We start from the raw sequence: 17495 nt of genomic DNA, 5'->3' as shown, positions 1-17495 counted from the left end.
TTGTGAAAATTTCCCGTCGGCATTTTATGGCTTCCACCTCTGCGGCGCTCGCAAGTCATGGAGCAGTCGCATCTTCGAAGAATGAGTCGCGCCCGCCAAACGTCATCTTTATTTTTCCCGATCAGATGCGCGGGCAAGCGATGGGCTGCATGGGCAACCCCGACGTTAAAACGCCGAATATCGACCGCCTGGCGAAAGAAGGCATCCTGTTTCCAAACACGGTCGCCAATACGCCGGTCTGCTGCGCGGCGCGCGCGTGTCTGCTAACAGGCAAGTACGCCAGCGCCAATGGCATGATCGCCAACGACCTGCGACTGCGGGAATCCGAAACCAGCATCGCTGAATTGATGGGCGCCGCTGGCTACAAGACAGGCTTCATCGGTAAATGGCACTTGGACGGTGGAAAGCGCTTGCCGGGGTTCGTCCCGCCGGGGCCAAGGCGACAAGGCTTCGATTACTGGGCGGCCAACCAATGCAGCCACCGCCATTTTGATAACCACTATTTTCGTGATACCGACGAGCCTATCCCTATCAAAAAATTTGAGCCGGAAGGCTGGACTGACCTGACGCTTGAATTCATACAAGCGAACCAGACCAATCCATTTTTCCTGATGGTGGGCATGGGGCCGCCGCATAACCCCTACGGCGCACCAAAAAAATATGAGGATATGTATGATCCAGAAGCGATCACGCTTCGCCCCAACTGGAAACCTGGAACGGAACTCGGCAGCAAGGAAGACATCGCCAAATATTACGCTGCGATCACTGCGATTGATGACCAGGTCGGGCGCATTCTCGATCAGTTAGATCAACTGGGTCTCACCGATGACACCATCGTTATTTTTACATCTGATCACGGCGACATGTTGGGGTCGCACGGGCTGCGCCTCAAGCGCAAACCGCACGAAGAATCAGCCGTGGTTCCAGGGATCGTGCGCTATCCAAAGAACGCGCGTCAGAACCATGTCAGCGAGGCGATGTTCACCCATGTTGACATGGCGCCCACCATGCTCGGACTGTGTGGGCTTGATGTACCAAGAGAAATGCAGGGCAGCGACCTGTCCGCGTATATCGAAGGCAAAACCGACAAAAGCCCCGATTCCGCCTTCATGCAAATTTTCGGCCCCTACGCTCACGGGACTGTAGAAAACGCATGGCGCGGCGTTCGCACGGAACGGTATATGTACGCCCGCTATCAAGATAAACCCTGGCTATTATTTGATCTTAAAAATGACCCCTATCAAATGAATAACCTGGTTGGCAATCCAAAATACGCCCCTGTCCAACAAAATTTAGACGCCAGGACGCTCGCCTGGATGGACGCGACTGGCGATTCATGGGAGAGCAATTGGAAAGCGAGAGTGGAAGAGAAGGGCGCTCTCTATCAACACGAAACCTTTTACACCGTGGATGAATATTTGAACTGGGCGCGAAAAAACCCAGAAATCGCACCAATTCAACCAACTCAGTAATATAGACATAGTTGATTAGTATTAAGAAAGAACATTTATATGAAACATGACCTGCAATAGGTAATCTTAACATATATTTCACAATAGAACTTCAACTTTTGTGCTATAATGTTTCATCGACTGAAATATGTTTATTGAGGGCTTCATGCCAGCAATTCTTCATAAGCAGCGCCAAAAATCCACCCCGACCATCGAAAGGAGAGTACGCTTGCGGACAACGTCCGCCAGTTCAGACATTTAATCTGATTATTTCCTGTGATGGAGGGCTTCATGCGGAAGAATTATGTAATTGATACAAGCGTTCTCCTCGATAACCCCAAGTGTATCGAGATTCTTCGGAACGGCAGTGAAAATGAGATTTATCTTCCATACACCGTCGTCCTGGAATTAGATGGACTCAAACACGACAAACGCCTCGCCCCAGTCGTCTCACGCGCAGTGGATGAAATTGAAGAAAGCCAATATGTCAAAATCATCGGCGTAAACAAAAAATCAAGCCAAAACGGCAACGGCGACCTACGCATCCTGGAAGACATCAAAGACGCCGAATTGCAAGACCCCATCCTCGTCACAAACGACAAATTGTTTCGAGTTCTCTCAAAATACCATTCCGTTCGCAGCGAACCATTCGAAGAGTCGATCCCGTTTCAATCAGAATCGCAACTCTACACCGGGTTCACCGAAGAAGGCGACGACTTTATCCCGAATTCGTTTACCTGGGAAAACGGCAAGCCCGTATTCAACATGACGCCAACCGAACGCCGCGTCATTGATTATGACCACAAAATCTGGAACGTGCGCCCCATTAACGTCTACCAAAATCTCGCGTTTGAATTGATGATGAACGAGCATATCAACTTAGTCTCCATTCAATCAAAAGCGGGTTACGGAAAGTCGTATATCGCGCTTGCGGCGGCCATGCACCTTGCCATACAAGAAAAGCAATACGAAAAAATCTACTTGGTCAAGCCGACCATTGAAATTGGCGAAGGCTTAGGCTTCTTGCCTGGCGACATAGAAGATAAAGTCGAGCCTTACATCCGTTATTTGCGCAACCTGATTTATAAACTTCACATGCAGCGCGGCAGCAAATGCAGCCGCATCTTCACCGAAGATTCGACCCCGCAAAAACTGAAACTCAATACCGAAATATTTGAAGTTCTCCCCATCGCCTACATTCGCGGCATGAACATCGAAAACGCCGTGGTCATCATCGACGAGACGCAGAACCTCTCCCGCGTCGAAGCGCGCAGCCTGTTGACGCGCATGAGCCACGGAACGAAATGTATTTGCTTGGGCGATGTCGAGCAAATTGATAACCGCTATCTCAACAAATTCAACAACGGACTCAACTGGATCGTCAAAACCTGCCTCGGCGAACCCGGCTATGGCCACATTGTGCTGAAAGGCGACCGCAGCCGCGGCCCGATCTGCGACATGATTTTGCGCAAAGGCTTATAAGTAATTCTATCCTTCTGCGGCGGGCCGCTAATTGCCGGTCCGCCGCAAATATGATATGATTTTTTTTTATTATCATGATTCATTAATATTGGGGAATGTGCGTTATGCTTGGGATTCATATTATCGACTGGCTAGTTTTATTTGCCTACCTAGTCGGCGTCACCATCATCGGCGTCATGGCCGCCAACAAAGTCAAAAATACCGTTGACTTCTTTTTGGGCGGACGCCAGTTTCGAAAAACCTTCATGCTGTTCTATTCGTTTGGTTCAGGAACCCACTCCGACCAAGCGGTTTCAGTTGCGCGTAAAACCTACACCAATGGGCTGTCGGGCATCTGGTATCAATGGCTGTGGCTGTTTTGCACGCCGTTCTATTGGACGATTGCGCCCATCTTCCGCCGGATGCGCGCTCTGACTACTGGCGACTATTTCAACATGCGCTATGGTCATTCGGTTGCCGCCCTGTATGCGGGAATTTGTATCCTGCAACTTGTTGTGAACATTGCCACCATGCTTAAAGGCAGCGGGGCCATGATTACCGCCTCCACTGGCGGCGCCTTTAGTGAATTTTGGGCGATTGCGATTCTCACCGTATTATTTGTCGTATACGGCATCGCGGGCGGCCTACGGGCAGCGATCCTGACTGACTTTATACAAGGCATCCTGACCATATTTCTTTCGTTCTTGGTGTTGCCCTTTGCACTGCATTTAGTAGGCGGAATATCAGGACTAAAAGACACTATCGCCGATCCTGCAATGTTCTCATTAGTCGCTCCCGGTGAGATCACGGCCTTCTATATTGCCGTCATTGCATTCAACGGATTGATCGGCATCGTGACTCAACCGCATATCATGAGTTGTTGCGCAGCGGGTCTAACCGAAATGGACAACCGCGTCGGCTTTTGTTACGGCAACATGCTTAAGCGGTTCTGCACCGTTGCATGGACCATCACCGGATTATGCGCCATTGCCTTATACCCCGGCTTGACCTCAGACGCACAAATCGACCAGACCTACGGTCTGATGGCGCGCGACATTCTGCCCACCATCGCGCCCGGGTTACTGGGGCTTTTCATCGCTTCGATTTTGGCGGCCGTCATGTCGTCCTGCGATGCGTGGATGATCTCATCGTCAGCCTTGTTCACTGAAAATGTGTATAAGCCCTATGTCGCGCCAACCAAATCTCAAGCGCACTATGTATTTATCGGGCGCGTTACGGCTGGCTTAATCATTCTCGGCAGCGTGGCATTCGCCCTCTCGCTTGATTCTGTGATCGAAGGGTTGGAAACGTTCTGGAAAATCCAAGCCATGATGGGCATCGCATTTTGGATCGGCCTGTTCTGGCGCCGCGCCACGCCAGCCGCCGCCTGGGCGTGTACGCTATCTGCATTTTTCGTGCTGCTTGTGACATCTAATAAATTGTCATTCATTTTCGATATGAATGCGTTTGCGGTAAATTATCTTCCAGCGGTTACTGTCTATGACGGCGAATTTCGCTTACCGTTTCAAATGCTTTCCTATCTCAGCGTGGGCGCCATCGTGATGGTAGCCGTTAGCCTGATGACAAAACGGGCGGACGAAACCAAATTGAATCAACTCTACCGCTGCCTGAACACGCCAGTCCAAGACGGCGAAAATCCAACGGAACCGTTCGAGTTGCCCGAAAATTCACAACCCGAACAACGGACGAAAATCATCAATCATCCTGATTGGGAATTTTACGTTCCAACTAAAACAGATACTTATGGTTTCTTGTTCGCTTGGATTTGGGTCGCAGCGTTGATTGGCGGCGTCTACTATTTCCTTGCGTCCTGATTTGCATTTGCGGGGAATTGATATGAGAAAATGCTTCTGGGGAACCAATGATACGAAAACTCGACTATAACGCAATAGTGATCCAGCGGATTGAAATTTCGCCAGGGCTTATCATCTTGCGCGTCGCCCCGGATGAGGAGATGTTTACGTTTACGCCCGGTCAATACACCACATTAGGGCTTAAACGAAATACGAAACGGCTGGGAGGCTGCGACCCGGAACCGGAAGAACAGAAACAACGCGACCCGGAAGAAATGATCCGCCGGGCGTACTCCATTGCCTCATCCAGCAAAGAAAATTCCTACCTTGATATCTATCTTGCGCTCGTGTCCAACGGCGAACTGACTCCACGGTTGTTTAATCTTCAAATTGGCGACCTGGTTTATTTGGGGCCTCGCGCGACCGGGATGTTCACACTGGATAAGGTTCCACCCGAAAAGCATGTTTGCCTGGCAGCCACTGGCACAGGGCTGGCGCCTTACATTAGCATGGTGCGCACCCAGTTACTGAACATACCAGAGCGAAAATTTGTCATCGTACACGGCGCCCGCTACTCATGGGACCTTGGCTATCGCGATGAGTTAATTTCGCTTGAGCGCTTTTGCCCCAATCTTCATTACTTTCCGGTAATCTCCCGCAAACGGGATGACCTCACCTGGGCCGGGCATTCAGGATATGTTCAGGACATCCTACAAAAACTCATGACCAAAGAAATTGAGATTGATCCAAAATTATCGAGCGATCAGTACGAGGTATTTTTGTGCGGGAACCCGAAAATGATCGAAGACTCGATTGTCGAATTAGATAAATCGGGATTCAAGAAGGATGAGAGAAAATCGCCGGGAACAATTCACGTAGAGGAATACTGGTAAACGCGCCTATCGCTTAAAGTGCATACCGCCAATTCGCTTACCAGAGCCGCCGCCTGGTTGTCCTGGTTTGTTGCTACTAAGCATTGATTGAACATTAGTGGTTTGCGAGCAATTATTGCACATCGTACGCCCGCCCATGATCGGAGAGCCGCAACCTTTGCAATAACCAATCCCAGCGACGCTTTTGGCGTCGATCATTTTTTTATTAATCCAACGAATCACTCTATTTTCAAGTTCTCCATTGACGCCGGATTCGTCATAATTTTCAATTTTATCGCCTCGGTCGCGCAAAAAATTATCCAGATCGTGAAACAATTCAACCACAACGTCATCAATAGAGCCGGAGCGGTCTTCAAACTTGCGGAGATGGCCTTTGCAGCATATCAGCAGGTATTGATCTTCATCAGAGCAACATATATCCATTCCACGTCTGGATATATGACCGCCGCAGATTACGCATTCCGTATTCAGTGTATCATTCATCAAAAAAAACTCCTTTGGCCCTCCACAGGTTATGTGTATAGTAAATCATATTTGTTTTTTTTCAAATGAAAAGCCTTTTTCATCATAGTTAATGTGTGATAAAACTAGCGGGTCATTATGTTTAGAGGAAAATCCTTGCAGATATCATCAACCGACCAATATTGGAGCCTGAATATGTATAGAAATAAATATTTCATTGTCGCCTTTCCCCTCCTAATGATTTTTGCCCAATTACCGTCAATTGGATCAGAATATCTTCCCAGAATAGATCAACGAGCGGAGCAAACCCGCACAAATCAAGATTTTTATACCTTCACCGAATTTAAATCAAAATATGAGTGGCTTCAACACAAACTAGACCTTAAAGACAATCTCCGCGTTTCGCTTGGTTGTTTTCCCTGGCCAGAAAAGACGCCGCTGAACGTAAAAATTTTTGACCGGATCGAAGGCGACGGCTATAGCGTTGAAAAAGCGTATTTCGAAAGTTTGCCCGGCGTGTATGTCACAGGAAACTTATATCGCCCTATTGGAAAACCCGCACCATATCCCGGAATTATTTGTCCGCACGGACATGCGCAAGAAGGCCGCCTGACAAACAGCGGTGAATTTTCAATTCCAGGGCGTAGCATCAATCTCGCCCGCATGGGGTGCGTCGTATTTGCGTACGACATGATCGGCTATGTGGACAGCAAGCAAATCAGCCATACTTTCAGCGGACCAAGCGAATGGCTGTGGGGACTCTCGCTGCATGGCCTGCAATTTTGGAACAGCGTCCGCGCTGTTGATTTTCTTCAATCATTAGACGGCGTAGACCCCGACCGCATCGGTTGCACTGGCGCGTCCGGCGGCGGGACGCAAACCTATGGACTCACAGCCCTCGATGAACGGATCAAAGTTTCGGTTCCGGTCAATATGATTTCATCCCATTTTCAGGGCGGCTGTTTGTGTGAAAACGGGCCCAGTTTGCGCCTTCATTCATTTAACGTCGAATACGGCGCCATGGCGGCGCCGCGCCCGCTCTTAATGGTTTCCGCCACCGGAGACTGGACGGATGAAACGCTGCGGGTTGAATACCCAGCCGTCAAATCCATCTATTCACTGTATGAAGCGGAAGATAAAGTAAAGACTGTCCAGATAGACGCGCCGCATAATTACAATCAACAGAGCAGAGAACATGTCTACGCCTGGTTTGATCGCTGGTTTTTCGATGGAGACAGCGACCGCCTGGACGAGACTCCCTTTGAGGTCGATACGGAAGCATTAAAAATTTTCCCCAATGGACTCGCCGATTATCCAGACAACGCGATTGACGAAAACGGTTTGCGTGAATATTGGATTCAGGAAAGCAAGTCGCAATTACAACAAGCGTATCCCAATTCAGAATTACAACTGCGGACGCTCAAGCGCCGGGGCGCTACGATTTTGACTCATGCGATGGGCGCCCAAACTCCACCCGCTAATGAGATTGTTGTAGAGCGAATCGAACGTGAAAAAACAGATACGCGTATGATCGAACGAATCGCAATCGGGCGACGCGGCGTGGGTGAGCGCATCGACGCGTGGTTCGCCTGGCCGCAAGACGGCAAGCATCTTAAAGACGCGGTTCTCATTTTGTCCGACCTCCCCTTTGAGTCGTTCAATTCAGACTCCGACCCATTGCTGAAAGGGTTATTAGACAGCGGGCGCGCGGTAATGATCGCGAATGTGTATAAACCCAACGCCCTAAAACCGACCCGCTCGCCAGAAGAGGTATCGCATTTTTATACTTACAACCCCAGCGATACCGCCTTGCGCGTACAGGATAGTTTAACCTGCTTGTCTTATTTGGAATCCCGCGCAGACATCGATAAAATTTCCCTGGTTGGCATAGGAAACGCCGGGTTATGGAGTCTATTGGCGGGCGTCTTGCATGACGGCGTTGATGCGATCATTGCAAACGTCTCGCAATTTGACCTGGACTCTGACGAAGCCTATTTGCAGCGTTTGTTTGTCCCCCATATCCAACGGGCGGGCGGATTACAGATGGCGCAGGCGGTCATAGCGCCGCGACCGCTCTTCATCCACAACACGGGAGAAGCGTTCCAAACCAAATGGGCCAAAGACGCGTATAACACTCTTGGCAAGACGGACGCGCTCAAAACCCAAACGCAACTCGCCGGCAATGAAGAGATGTTGAACTGGCTTCTACAAAACTAAGAGAAGCGCAGCGAATCAACAATCACTGATCTTGAAGCGCGAAACGCAGGGTAAATGGAAGCCAGCAGGCTAATGAGAAAGGTGTAAAACATTACCCAAAGAAAATCCATCATTTCGGGTTTGCATGGAATATAGCGCAGCACATAGACGCTATTTCCGCCGGGCAATTCGATTGGATACACTTGTATAAACCAGCAGATTCCATACCCGATGATTAAGCCGAGGATGACGCCGATAAAACCAATCAGCGTCCCCAGCGACAGAAACAACATCAGGATGTTGTTGCGCCCGGCGCCGAGTGCTCGCAATAATCCAATGTCCTGGGTTTTTTCGGTCACGACCATAAACAGCGTCGCGATAATATTAAACGTCGCGACCAGAATGATGATGCGCAGGATAATGGTCATCGTGACTTTTTCCATCTTGATCGCTTCAAAATACGCCGAGCGCATATCTTTCCACGTTTGAACATTGCCTCTGCCATTCATACTATGATTGAATGTATAAATTTCTTCCCACGTCTGTTCGGTTTTCTCTTCGCTAAAATCATCCAACATAAACTGAATTAAGGTAATGCGGTTCTCTAAATTGAGAAGATATTGCGCCGATGGAATCGACATATACGCCCAGCTGGAATCAAATTCATAATTTCCCGACTCAAAAACTCCATCGACTCTGAAAATCAATTTTTGAATCGCGCCGGTTGAGAATGTGTCTGTCATTTTTGGGATGGTAATCAATGTCAGACGCCTGCCGATTACTTGCTGCAACATTCCTTCATCAATGGAGCTGTCGATGTTATACAAACCAAAAAAACTGGCCGCTAATTCTTTGCCGATGATAATTCCCGGATCATCCTGCTGCTCCAGTTGGTCGAGAGGCACCATTTCGTCTGTTTGAGGGGCCTTTTCGTTTTGCAGGCGATCAAGCGAACCGAGTATAATTTTATCTTTCACGTTTGAAACATCGAGATCAGGATCAATTCCTAAAAAAGTGACAAACATCTGGCGGGGATTTCTGGCGTCCGTGACAAATAGAGCGCCAGCGTCAATAATGGCGGGCGAAACGGCTTTCACATTGTTGAGTTCAGCGAATTGGGGCAATTGTTTTTGGTAGTCGGCAATGCCATTGTCATACCGAATAATAACATGCGAGATGCCTTCGAGGATTTTGGCGCGAACGTCATGCGCAAACCCGTTCATGACGGAAAGCACGACCACCAGCGACGCGACGCCCAACGCAACGCCGATCATGCTGATTAACGTGAGATGAAAAATAAACGTGGCGCCGCCTTGGGGCTTTAAGTAGCGCTTGGCGATAAACCATTCATACCGCATGATAGTGTCCTGGAAGAGAGAGATTGTCCGTAGGAAGCATAACGATGACTCAGATGTTGCGTAACCCTCGCATTGCAATGACGGCGCTATTATTGCTTGGATTTCTGCTCCGCGTCGTGGGGCTGGAGTATTGCCCGCCAGCGATGAATTCCGATGAACTGCTCAAAGCCTTCGACGGCGCCTCGGTTTACCTCACCGGGATGGACCACCACGGCGCGCGCTGGCCGCTGTTTTTTAAGCAATCCGGTGAATATAGCCCGCCGCTTTACATCTACTTCTCAGGTTTGTTCTCGGCGCCCTTTGGCGTGAATCCTTATACGCTGCGCCTGCCGTCCGCGATTTTAGGAACGCTTTGTATTCTTCTCGCGTATTTAGCCGCTTCACGTTGGCGCGACCAAACCACCGGATGGATCGCCGCCGCGCTGGTAGCGCTTTCGCCTTGGAACGTCCACTACAGCCGCATCGGTTGGGAAGCGATATCACTAATCCCGCTGCAACTATGTGGACTATGGTTATTTCTGCGCTGGACGCAAGAAGACCGCAAAGCAGACCTCTTTCTGTCCGCCTCTGTATTTGCGCTCACCACTTACGCCTATCCAACCGCGCGTTTATTCACACCGATTATCGGGGTGGGACTCTTGCTCTGCTTTTTTCCAAAATTAAAAGAGAAGCCAAAACAAAGCGCACTCGGCGCAGGCTTGTTTCTGTTGCTCCAAATTCCATTGGTTTATGCGTTGCTGACGAATTATGAAGCGATGCAGGCGCGTTGGAACTTCGTCTCAGTCTTCAATCATCCAGACGGCATTGGATTAGCCGCCGCCAATTATATTAAGCATCTTTCGCCCTTGTTTTTATTCGTAACCGGCAATACCAATCCCGGTCATCAACTGCCCGGCGGTTTGGCGTTGTTGGTTCTTGCTCCGTTTTTCGTCATGGGACTGGTTGCCATCGCCCAGCGAAAATCAAGCGGGGATTGGTTGATGGTCATTTGGTTTCTGACGTTTGCGATCCCGTCCAGTTTGACCTACGACCGCTTCGACCCGGCTTCGATGCCCAATGCGCTTCGTTCGGTCAACGGGATGCCGATACTAGAACTGATTGCCGCCGCCGGAATCGGCTGGCTTCTACAAAGAGTTCCGAAAGAAAAACGATACGCACTTGGAACCGTTATCGCCGCAGCCGTCATTGTGAACGCGGGATATATCGGCTACCAAACCGCAACGGTGTATCCAAAGCAGGCGGCCCGGCAAAATCAATATGGTATGGAGGAAGTGATAGAATACGCAGAGGCCAACAAAGCGAACTACGACCGCGTGGTCATCTCACACAATGTCCGCCTACACCCAATTTCGCTTGCCGTCTTTTCAGGGAGAAAACCCGGCCCATTTTCCGCGAAAGATTACCCCAAATACGTCATCCCGTTTTATCACTATGTTCCGGTGTATGGAGATTTCCGAACGGATGTCTATCAACGCTATGCGGGGCAAAATTTAAACAGCATTGCGCGTTGGTACAACTTGGCGCCGGGCAAGAATTTGTTGATTGCGCTACCCGATGAAATTGGCGGAGCAGCACCGATTCATCAAATTATATCGCTGGATGGTTCGGTCGCGTATGCGATTTACGAAACCGTGAACTAGATGCTTCCTACAGTTCGGACGACCTCAAAGGTGTTTAAGATCGCCACTTGTATCATAGTCACGATGTAAACCAAGCCGGGGTTTAATACCATAAATGCAATAATGGGCGACAGGTCAATGAAGTCAATCCGCGCCCAAGGCAAGTAGTAGCGAAATGTATCGAGGTATGGGTCTGACATAGCGCGCACCATCTGCACAACGACGCTCATCTGGTCGGCGGAAATCCAGGAAGCGATGATGGCGATGAGCAATATAAACCAATAAATAAAAATCAAGCCCAGAACCATATCAAAGAGAGCAATAACGCAGAACTTAGTAAAAACTTCGGCCCCGTACATAAAACATAGATTGAATATCCCCGACAAGAGCGCGGCGCCGATCAAAATAATGATCGAACTGCTCCAAAAAAGCACCGTCAAATTTTCCGTCTTAAGGTAGCGTTTAGCAAATTGAAATACAGCGAAGGTGCGTTCTTGAAAACAGGCAAAGCCTCCGTTATACGTCATGTTGATGCCGCGCCGCGAGGTCATCCAACTCGCGAACAAAAATGCAATCAACAGTTGAGCGACTAATTTCACGCCGAGCGCAAAACTCGCCCCCATCGCATAAGTCAACGGCACGCTTCGGTTGTTCTCGAACGCATGAATCGCGACGAACGGATGAAGGGAGCCGTCCTGCAACGCCCACAGACATAGCCCGCGAACCACCAAAACAATCAATACCGCAATCAACGGCGCATGGTCTTGCAGGGTCAACGCGCTACGGGGGATCACCTGTTTAATCGGTTTCAGTACGCGTTCCGTAATGGTAATCAGCGCAACCATGACCGGGCCGAATCCGTAGTACCGGTAACGCTCTACGAAATAGCGGACCAACAATACAATAATGAGAACTTGAAATACAAAATTAAGAATATGGAACAGCATCTGGTTTCACACGCCTGATCGAGTTTGGTTTCAGTCACTTCCGAATCGAATCAGTATCCACCAAAATGCACAAGGATACAACATGAATGGAGAACGACCGTGAGAATCGGCGTTGAGTGTTCGAGTTTAACGCGCCCCAAGGCGGGCATTGGCTTTTATACCTACCAATTGTTGCGGGCGCTGTCCGCCTTGGAAGGCGATGAAGAATATTCATTGCTGTTCAACCGTCCATTGCCCGGCCTCGATCTCAATAGCCGTATGCGGCGGGTATACAACGGCCCGGCCAGCACCCATCTCTGGGCGCAAACGCGCTTGCCTTCAATCTGCAAAGATGAAAAGATCGACCTTCTTCACAGCCCGGGGCAGGGCATTCCGCTTTTATACAATGCTCCCGCGATTTTAACGGTGCATGACCTTTCTCCAATGTTATATCCAGAAACAAAAGAATGGCTGTCTCGCGTCATATGGACTAGCATCGTCCCCCTGATGATAAAACGCTGCCGCCATATCATCACCGTTTCAGAAAACACGCGGCGAGACGTCATTGACCTGATCGGCGTTGATGAGTCACGCGTCACCACCATCCACGAAGCCGCTGGGCCTGAGTATTTCCCCATCGACGATCAACAGCGCCTCCAGCAATTCCGAAAAGACAAAGCCTTAGAACCGGGGTATATTCTTGCGGTCGGAACCTTAGAACCGCGCAAAAATTATCCGTTTTTGTTTCGCGTATTCAAACGATGGCTTGAGCGAAGCCACCCAGATGCGACATTGGTCATCGTGGGACAAAAAGGTTGGCTCTATGATGAAATTTTTAAAACTTTTGAAAAATTGAACCTCCACCGGAACGTGCGCTTTGAAGGCTACGTCCGCGATATGGATGTCATGCGTATGTACTATGCAGCGGCGGAGTTTTCCATATTGACGCCCTTGTACGAAGGCTTCTGGCTACCGGGGCTTGAATCAATGGCCTGCGGAACCCCCGTCATCGGCCCCAAACATTCCTCGATTGCAGAAATTGCAGGCGAAGGCGGATTTTTAGTTGACTCGTGGGATGAAGATGCTTGGATTGAAGTCATGGACCGACTTTGGCAAGCGCCTGACCGTCAGGCAATCGTACAACGAAGCCTCGAATGGGCGTCCCGCTTTTCATGGCAAAAAGCCGCACAAGAAACGCTCGACGTGTATCGGCGCGTCGCGCAAGAGGCGAGCGTATGAGAGTTTTGTTTATCGAACCATCGGGCGCCGGCGGCATCGCATCCTATACGTATGCGCTGATTTGCGGTCTTGCAAAGCAAGGCGTCGAATGCCATCTTTTCACGTCCCCTCGCTGGGAACATTCCTTACCGGACGGCTGTCGCATCTACCGGTTATTTACAGGAAAAACCACTAATCCGTTTGCAGTGCTATGGCGGTGTTGGCGATTACGCAACCAAGTCGATATCATTCATTGGCAAAGCACAACTCACCCGGAATTAATTCGTTTGTTAATGAAATTTGTTTTTTTAAAAGGCAAACCCTGGGTTTATACCGTTCACAATGTCTTGCCGCATGAAGACCAAGAGAAAAAAAAGCCACTCTATCAGGACATTTACCAGCGGGTTCAAGGGTTGATTTTTCACACCCACTACTCGCTGTGTGAATTTCAAAATACATTTCCTGACCTACGAAAAAGGAATATTGAAATTGCGCATGGCGAAATGGGCCTTCTTTCAAATGAACCCGCAAAATTCGATACGAAGACCGATCCAAAATTGTTGTTGTTTTTCGGCAATATTCGCCCTTATAAAGGGTTGGATATTCTACTTCAATCTTTCGCCGAAATACGCAAAGAGATACCAGACGTACGCCTCCGTATCGCAGGCCAACCGCTGCAACCATTTAAACCGTTTGAAGAAATTATCCAGTTGCTCCAAATCGAAGACGGCATCGACCTGCAGTTAGGCTATGTCCCGGAAAATGCCATTGCAAATTTAATAGCCGAATCAGGCATTGTGGTTTTGCCTTATCGCCGCATAGACCAAAGCGGCGTACTGCTCCTAGCGATGAGCAGCGGGAAGCCCGTAGTCGCCTCATGCGTCGGCGGCTTTCCCGAAGTCCTACGCCATGAAAAGACGGGCTTGCTCGTTCCTCCCGATGACCCTCGCGCATTGGCGGAGGCGCTGCTTCGATTGCTGCGCGATCCTGAATGGGCCAACGAACTCGGCCAGGCGGCGAGGCTCGATGTAAGAAGTCGCTTCTCATGGAACGTCATTGCAAAACAAACACTCGATTTCTATTTGGAACTGACTCAATGACAACGCTGGAGCGATACTTCACATTAATGCAACGCATAATAATGGCCATGCTGCTGGCCGTAATTCCTTGTGTGATTGATTCGTTGATTCATCAAGGTTCCGGCCCTGAAACGAAGTATCGCATCTTAGAATTCGGCGTTGGCCTCTTAGCGCTGTTTTCACTCCCGCGACTGCTCCACCTGAAAAAAATACACATAACGCTTCCCGAATTCGCCGCATTTATGCTAATTGCGTATTTTTTTCTTCGGGCAGTGATTGATCCAAACCGGGGCTATGCCGTCGATCATGCGCTGCAAACAATTTCCTGGATTACGTTTGCCTTACTCGCATCGTGGTTAATTCAATCGCCACGCGACTATATACGCTTATTGTCCGTCGGCTTAATCTGCCAGTTGTTTCCAATTATTTATGCAATCGTCGAAACCTTTGGCGTCGATATTTATTTTCGCTATTGGCTCGGCAAGGAAGGATATTGGACAAGCGCTTTGGCCGGCGAAGACCGCGCCCTCATCTGGTCGTCGCTGGGAAACCCAAACTATTTCGCGATCTATGCAGCCTTAATATTGATTGCTCTGGTTACGCTCACCTCAACCGTGAAACGCCGATGGATACAGGCGCTTCTTTGTGTTTATGCTGTAGGCGTTTTTTACACGCTAATCTATTCATTTTCACGCGGCGTCTGGGTCAGTTTATTCGGCGCGTTTGCAAGTATCTTTTTATTTTTGTCGCTATTTTATTGTTTCCGCACACTGGGTTGGCGTGAAACTCTCAAACGCTACAGCGTTCCAACGCTCGCGATGTTCTTTGTGTTGGTCCTCGGCGTAACGGTTGGATATACGCTCGAATCCATGCGCGGCGGCGGCCCGCTGCATCAAGTGGGAAAGCGCTTTTATCATGGAATCACCTTTCGCGACGCCAGCCTTCGCGCGCGGCCTTTAATGTGGACGGGCGCTCTGCGTATGTGGCGCGAGAAACCACTCATAGGCCAGGGACACGGGCAGTATCAACCCCAGTACCTCGAAAGCCTTTTTGCCGTTGCCAGTGAAATGGAACAGCAGGGAATTGACACGCAGCGGATCCGAATGATTACCAATCAAATGAACACCATCCGCTCTGATTATTCCCACAATGATTACATTCAGTTTCTGGCTGAAACTGGAATGATAGGCTATTCGCTCTACGTTTTATTGATTCTTACGGCAGTCAGTGCGGCGGTCCGCGCTCTCTGGCTAGGCAACCTCAACCATAAATCCTGGAAGATTCTCTTGGGCTGCATGACAAGCGTCATGTTAGTCACGTTCCACTGTCTCTATGATTTTCCGTTACGCCTCCCGGCAAGCGCGCTTTGGTTTTCGTTTGCCCTTGCGGGTATTCTCCGCTTTTCAAAATATTCCTCGCCTGCTTATGTTTTCTCTTTTCCGCGATGGGCGCGTTTATTGTGTGCAATCTCAGTTTTAACCGTCGTCCTAATAACCTCCCCACTTATTTACAAACACTACAAGGCGTCTCATTTGCTGCACAGCGGGGTCCAAGTGATTGAAAGAGCAGACCGGTTCGCCGAAACTGACCCGGATCGCTACTACTCACGCATTCAATATGCGCGGCGCTTATTAGAAGTCGGACGCCGCCTATATCCCGACGACGGGCGAATTTTAGTTCCGCTGGGCCATGCTTACATGCGACTTTCCGCCTCTGCGGGTGAAAACTACTTAAACAATGCGTTAAGTATTCTTCAAAGCGCACGCGCCACCTACAACACGCCGGAATTATATGAAACCCTGGGGATGGTTTATTTAAACAAGGCCATGTTTTCCGCTGCGAAAGAACAAGCGGAGAAACTCCTATTAATCAATGACAAACAAGAAAATGTAAATTACTTAGCGGGCCTCGTCGAATATAGTTCAAACCGTCCTGAAGATGCGCTGAACTATTTTTATAAAGAAGTCGAGATTGATCCGAAGGATGCGAAAGCCTGGGCGTATATCGGCGCCATTTATCAAAACCACCTCGCTCAACCGAATGCAGCAGTCAACGCATACAAGATGAGCGCAGATATTGCGCCGAACGTCGTCAATACCCATTTTCAACTCGGCGAGTTGTATGGCTATAAATTAAATCAATATCAAAAAGCATCACACCACTATACCCAAGCAATGAATCTCGCGGACCAACTCAAAAACGAAACGTGGAGAGCGCGCATCCGCGTCAGGCTCCAAGACGTCAATCGTCGAATCGCATCAGAAAGTGAAACCATGAATGAATGATCTTGCCCCAATTCTCAGTTGCCAGAATATTCGAAAAATCTATCGCAGCGGCGATGGCGTCCTTGAAGTGTTAAAAGGCCTTCACCTTTCGGTGAATGCAGGTGAATTTGTCGCGATTACGGGTGAATCCGGCTCAGGGAAATCAACGCTGCTTCATTTATTGGGATGTCTAGATGAACCCAGCGAAGGAACGATCGATTTTAGAGACCAATCGGTACACCGCCTCAGTGAAAGAGAGCGCGATAAACTCCGCAATCATTCTTTCGGGTTCGTTTTTCAATTTCATCATCTACTGGCGGAATTCAACGCGCTGGAGAATGTTGCGCTTCCGGGTCTCATTGCGAACACGGAACGCAATGAGGTCTACCAACGCGCAGAGCAATTGTTAATCGACTTGCGAATGAAAGAACGATTGAACCACCGCCCCAATAAACTATCGGGCGGGGAACAACAGCGCGTCGCGGTCGCCCGCGCACTGATCAACCAGCCCGCTCTTCTTCTGATGGATGAACCGACAGGAAACCTCGACGCAGCCAATAGCGAAGAACTTATCTCACTGGTAAAAGAACAACAAAAAAAATATGAATTGACCGTGATTCTGGTGACGCATGATCCATCAATCGCCGCAATTGCTGACCGGAAAATGGTTTTAGTAGACGGTAACTTAGCCTAACGCATGTTAAGCATAAACAGAAAAAAAACCCCTTGGCAAACGCCAAGGGGTTTTTGAATA

Annotated in this window: 13 protein-coding genes; 10 read left to right on the top strand and 3 right to left on the bottom strand. The window is 49.2% G+C overall.

The window, feature by feature from the left end; genetic code table 11:
• Nucleotides 1-2: 2 nt before the first annotated feature.
• From P9L94_18310 to P9L94_18295, 4 genes are all read left to right on the top strand, one after another.
• Nucleotides 3-1472, top strand: a complete 1470-nt coding sequence (locus P9L94_18310; GenBank protein ID MDP8246043.1) for a sulfatase — start codon at nucleotides 3-5, stop codon at nucleotides 1470-1472.
• A gap of 270 nt (nucleotides 1473-1742) precedes the next feature.
• The gene (locus P9L94_18305; protein ID MDP8246042.1) at nucleotides 1743-2933 is read left to right on the top strand and encodes a PhoH family protein; all 1191 of its coding nucleotides are present in this window, start codon (nucleotides 1743-1745) and stop codon (nucleotides 2931-2933) included.
• Nucleotides 2934-3037: 104 nt separating this feature from the next.
• Nucleotides 3038-4747 (top strand): sodium:solute symporter family protein, encoded by a 1710-nt coding sequence (locus P9L94_18300; protein ID MDP8246041.1) that lies wholly within the window; start codon nucleotides 3038-3040, stop codon nucleotides 4745-4747.
• Nucleotides 4748-4794: 47 nt separating this feature from the next.
• On the top strand, nucleotides 4795-5619 hold the full coding sequence (locus P9L94_18295) for a ferredoxin--NADP reductase (GenBank protein MDP8246040.1): 825 nt from the start codon (nucleotides 4795-4797) through the stop codon (nucleotides 5617-5619).
• A gap of 6 nt (nucleotides 5620-5625) precedes the next feature.
• Here the strand turns inward: P9L94_18295 and P9L94_18290 are convergent, their stop codons facing one another.
• Nucleotides 5626-6102, bottom strand: a complete 477-nt coding sequence (locus P9L94_18290; GenBank protein ID MDP8246039.1) for a hypothetical protein — start codon at nucleotides 6100-6102, stop codon at nucleotides 5626-5628.
• Nucleotides 6103-6276: 174 nt separating this feature from the next.
• On the opposite strand from P9L94_18290, the gene P9L94_18285 reads away from it, so the two are divergent.
• Complete coding sequence (locus P9L94_18285) at nucleotides 6277-8298, top strand: acetylxylan esterase (GenBank protein ID MDP8246038.1); 2022 nt, start codon at nucleotides 6277-6279, stop codon at nucleotides 8296-8298.
• Here the strand turns inward: P9L94_18285 and P9L94_18280 are convergent.
• Nucleotides 8295-9635, bottom strand: a complete 1341-nt coding sequence (locus tag P9L94_18280; protein MDP8246037.1) for an ABC transporter permease — start codon at nucleotides 9633-9635, stop codon at nucleotides 8295-8297. The genes P9L94_18285 and P9L94_18280 overlap by 4 nt on opposite strands.
• A 44-nt stretch (nucleotides 9636-9679) precedes the next feature.
• Between P9L94_18280 and P9L94_18275 the strand changes: the two genes are divergently transcribed.
• Nucleotides 9680-11275, top strand: coding sequence for a glycosyltransferase family 39 protein (locus P9L94_18275; protein MDP8246036.1), 1596 nt, complete (start codon nucleotides 9680-9682; stop codon nucleotides 11273-11275).
• On the opposite strand, the gene P9L94_18270 is transcribed toward P9L94_18275, so the two are convergent.
• The gene (locus tag P9L94_18270) at nucleotides 11272-12201 is read right to left on the bottom strand and encodes a YggT family protein (GenBank protein MDP8246035.1); all 930 of its coding nucleotides are present in this window, start codon (nucleotides 12199-12201) and stop codon (nucleotides 11272-11274) included. The two genes, P9L94_18275 and P9L94_18270, sit on opposite strands and share 4 nt — an antisense overlap.
• 99 nt (nucleotides 12202-12300) lie before the next feature.
• Here P9L94_18270 and P9L94_18265 point away from each other — a divergent pair, with 99 nt between their 5' ends.
• Genes P9L94_18265 through P9L94_18250 form a run of 4 tightly spaced genes read left to right on the top strand, consistent with a single transcriptional unit; the run spans nucleotide 12301 to nucleotide 17435 of the window.
• Nucleotides 12301-13419: a glycosyltransferase family 1 protein gene (locus P9L94_18265; GenBank protein ID MDP8246034.1), complete on the top strand. Its 1119-nt coding sequence runs from the start codon at nucleotides 12301-12303 to the stop codon at nucleotides 13417-13419.
• Nucleotides 13416-14498, top strand: a complete 1083-nt coding sequence (locus tag P9L94_18260) for a glycosyltransferase family 4 protein (GenBank protein ID MDP8246033.1) — start codon at nucleotides 13416-13418, stop codon at nucleotides 14496-14498. Before P9L94_18265 ends, P9L94_18260 begins: the two co-directional genes overlap by 4 nt.
• A gap of 26 nt (nucleotides 14499-14524) precedes the next feature.
• Nucleotides 14525-16762, top strand: coding sequence for an O-antigen ligase family protein (locus tag P9L94_18255; protein MDP8246032.1), 2238 nt, complete (start codon nucleotides 14525-14527; stop codon nucleotides 16760-16762).
• Nucleotides 16755-17435, top strand: a complete 681-nt coding sequence (locus P9L94_18250) for an ABC transporter ATP-binding protein (protein MDP8246031.1) — start codon at nucleotides 16755-16757, stop codon at nucleotides 17433-17435. Before P9L94_18255 ends, P9L94_18250 begins: the two co-directional genes overlap by 8 nt.
• The last annotated feature ends 60 nt before the right edge of the window (nucleotides 17436-17495 follow it).

Origin of the sequence: Candidatus Hinthialibacter antarcticus (genome assembly GCA_030765645.1) — a bacterium.
In the GTDB taxonomy this organism is placed as follows: domain Bacteria; phylum Hinthialibacterota; class Hinthialibacteria; order Hinthialibacterales; family Hinthialibacteraceae; genus Hinthialibacter; species Hinthialibacter antarcticus.
The sequence above is the reverse complement of the archived record's forward strand: the minus strand, read 5'-3'. Positions and strand labels throughout refer to the sequence as shown.

Coding starts and splice junctions, on each gene's coding strand:
- P9L94_18275 (MDP8246036.1), top strand. CDS start 9,680: ATGACTCAGATGTTGCGTAACCCTCGCATTGCAATGACGGCGCTATTA.
- P9L94_18300 (MDP8246041.1), top strand. CDS start 3,038: ATGCTTGGGATTCATATTATCGACTGGCTAGTTTTATTTGCCTACCTA.
- P9L94_18305 (MDP8246042.1), top strand. CDS start 1,743: ATGCGGAAGAATTATGTAATTGATACAAGCGTTCTCCTCGATAACCCC.
- P9L94_18260 (MDP8246033.1), top strand. CDS start 13,416: ATGAGAGTTTTGTTTATCGAACCATCGGGCGCCGGCGGCATCGCATCC.
- P9L94_18255 (MDP8246032.1), top strand. CDS start 14,525: ATGCAACGCATAATAATGGCCATGCTGCTGGCCGTAATTCCTTGTGTG.
- P9L94_18270 (MDP8246035.1), bottom strand. CDS start 12,201: ATGCTGTTCCATATTCTTAATTTTGTATTTCAAGTTCTCATTATTGTA.
- P9L94_18290 (MDP8246039.1), bottom strand. CDS start 6,102: ATGAATGATACACTGAATACGGAATGCGTAATCTGCGGCGGTCATATA.
- P9L94_18295 (MDP8246040.1), top strand. CDS start 4,795: ATGATACGAAAACTCGACTATAACGCAATAGTGATCCAGCGGATTGAA.
- P9L94_18250 (MDP8246031.1), top strand. CDS start 16,755: ATGAATGATCTTGCCCCAATTCTCAGTTGCCAGAATATTCGAAAAATC.
- P9L94_18280 (MDP8246037.1), bottom strand. CDS start 9,635: ATGCGGTATGAATGGTTTATCGCCAAGCGCTACTTAAAGCCCCAAGGC.
- P9L94_18285 (MDP8246038.1), top strand. CDS start 6,277: ATGTATAGAAATAAATATTTCATTGTCGCCTTTCCCCTCCTAATGATT.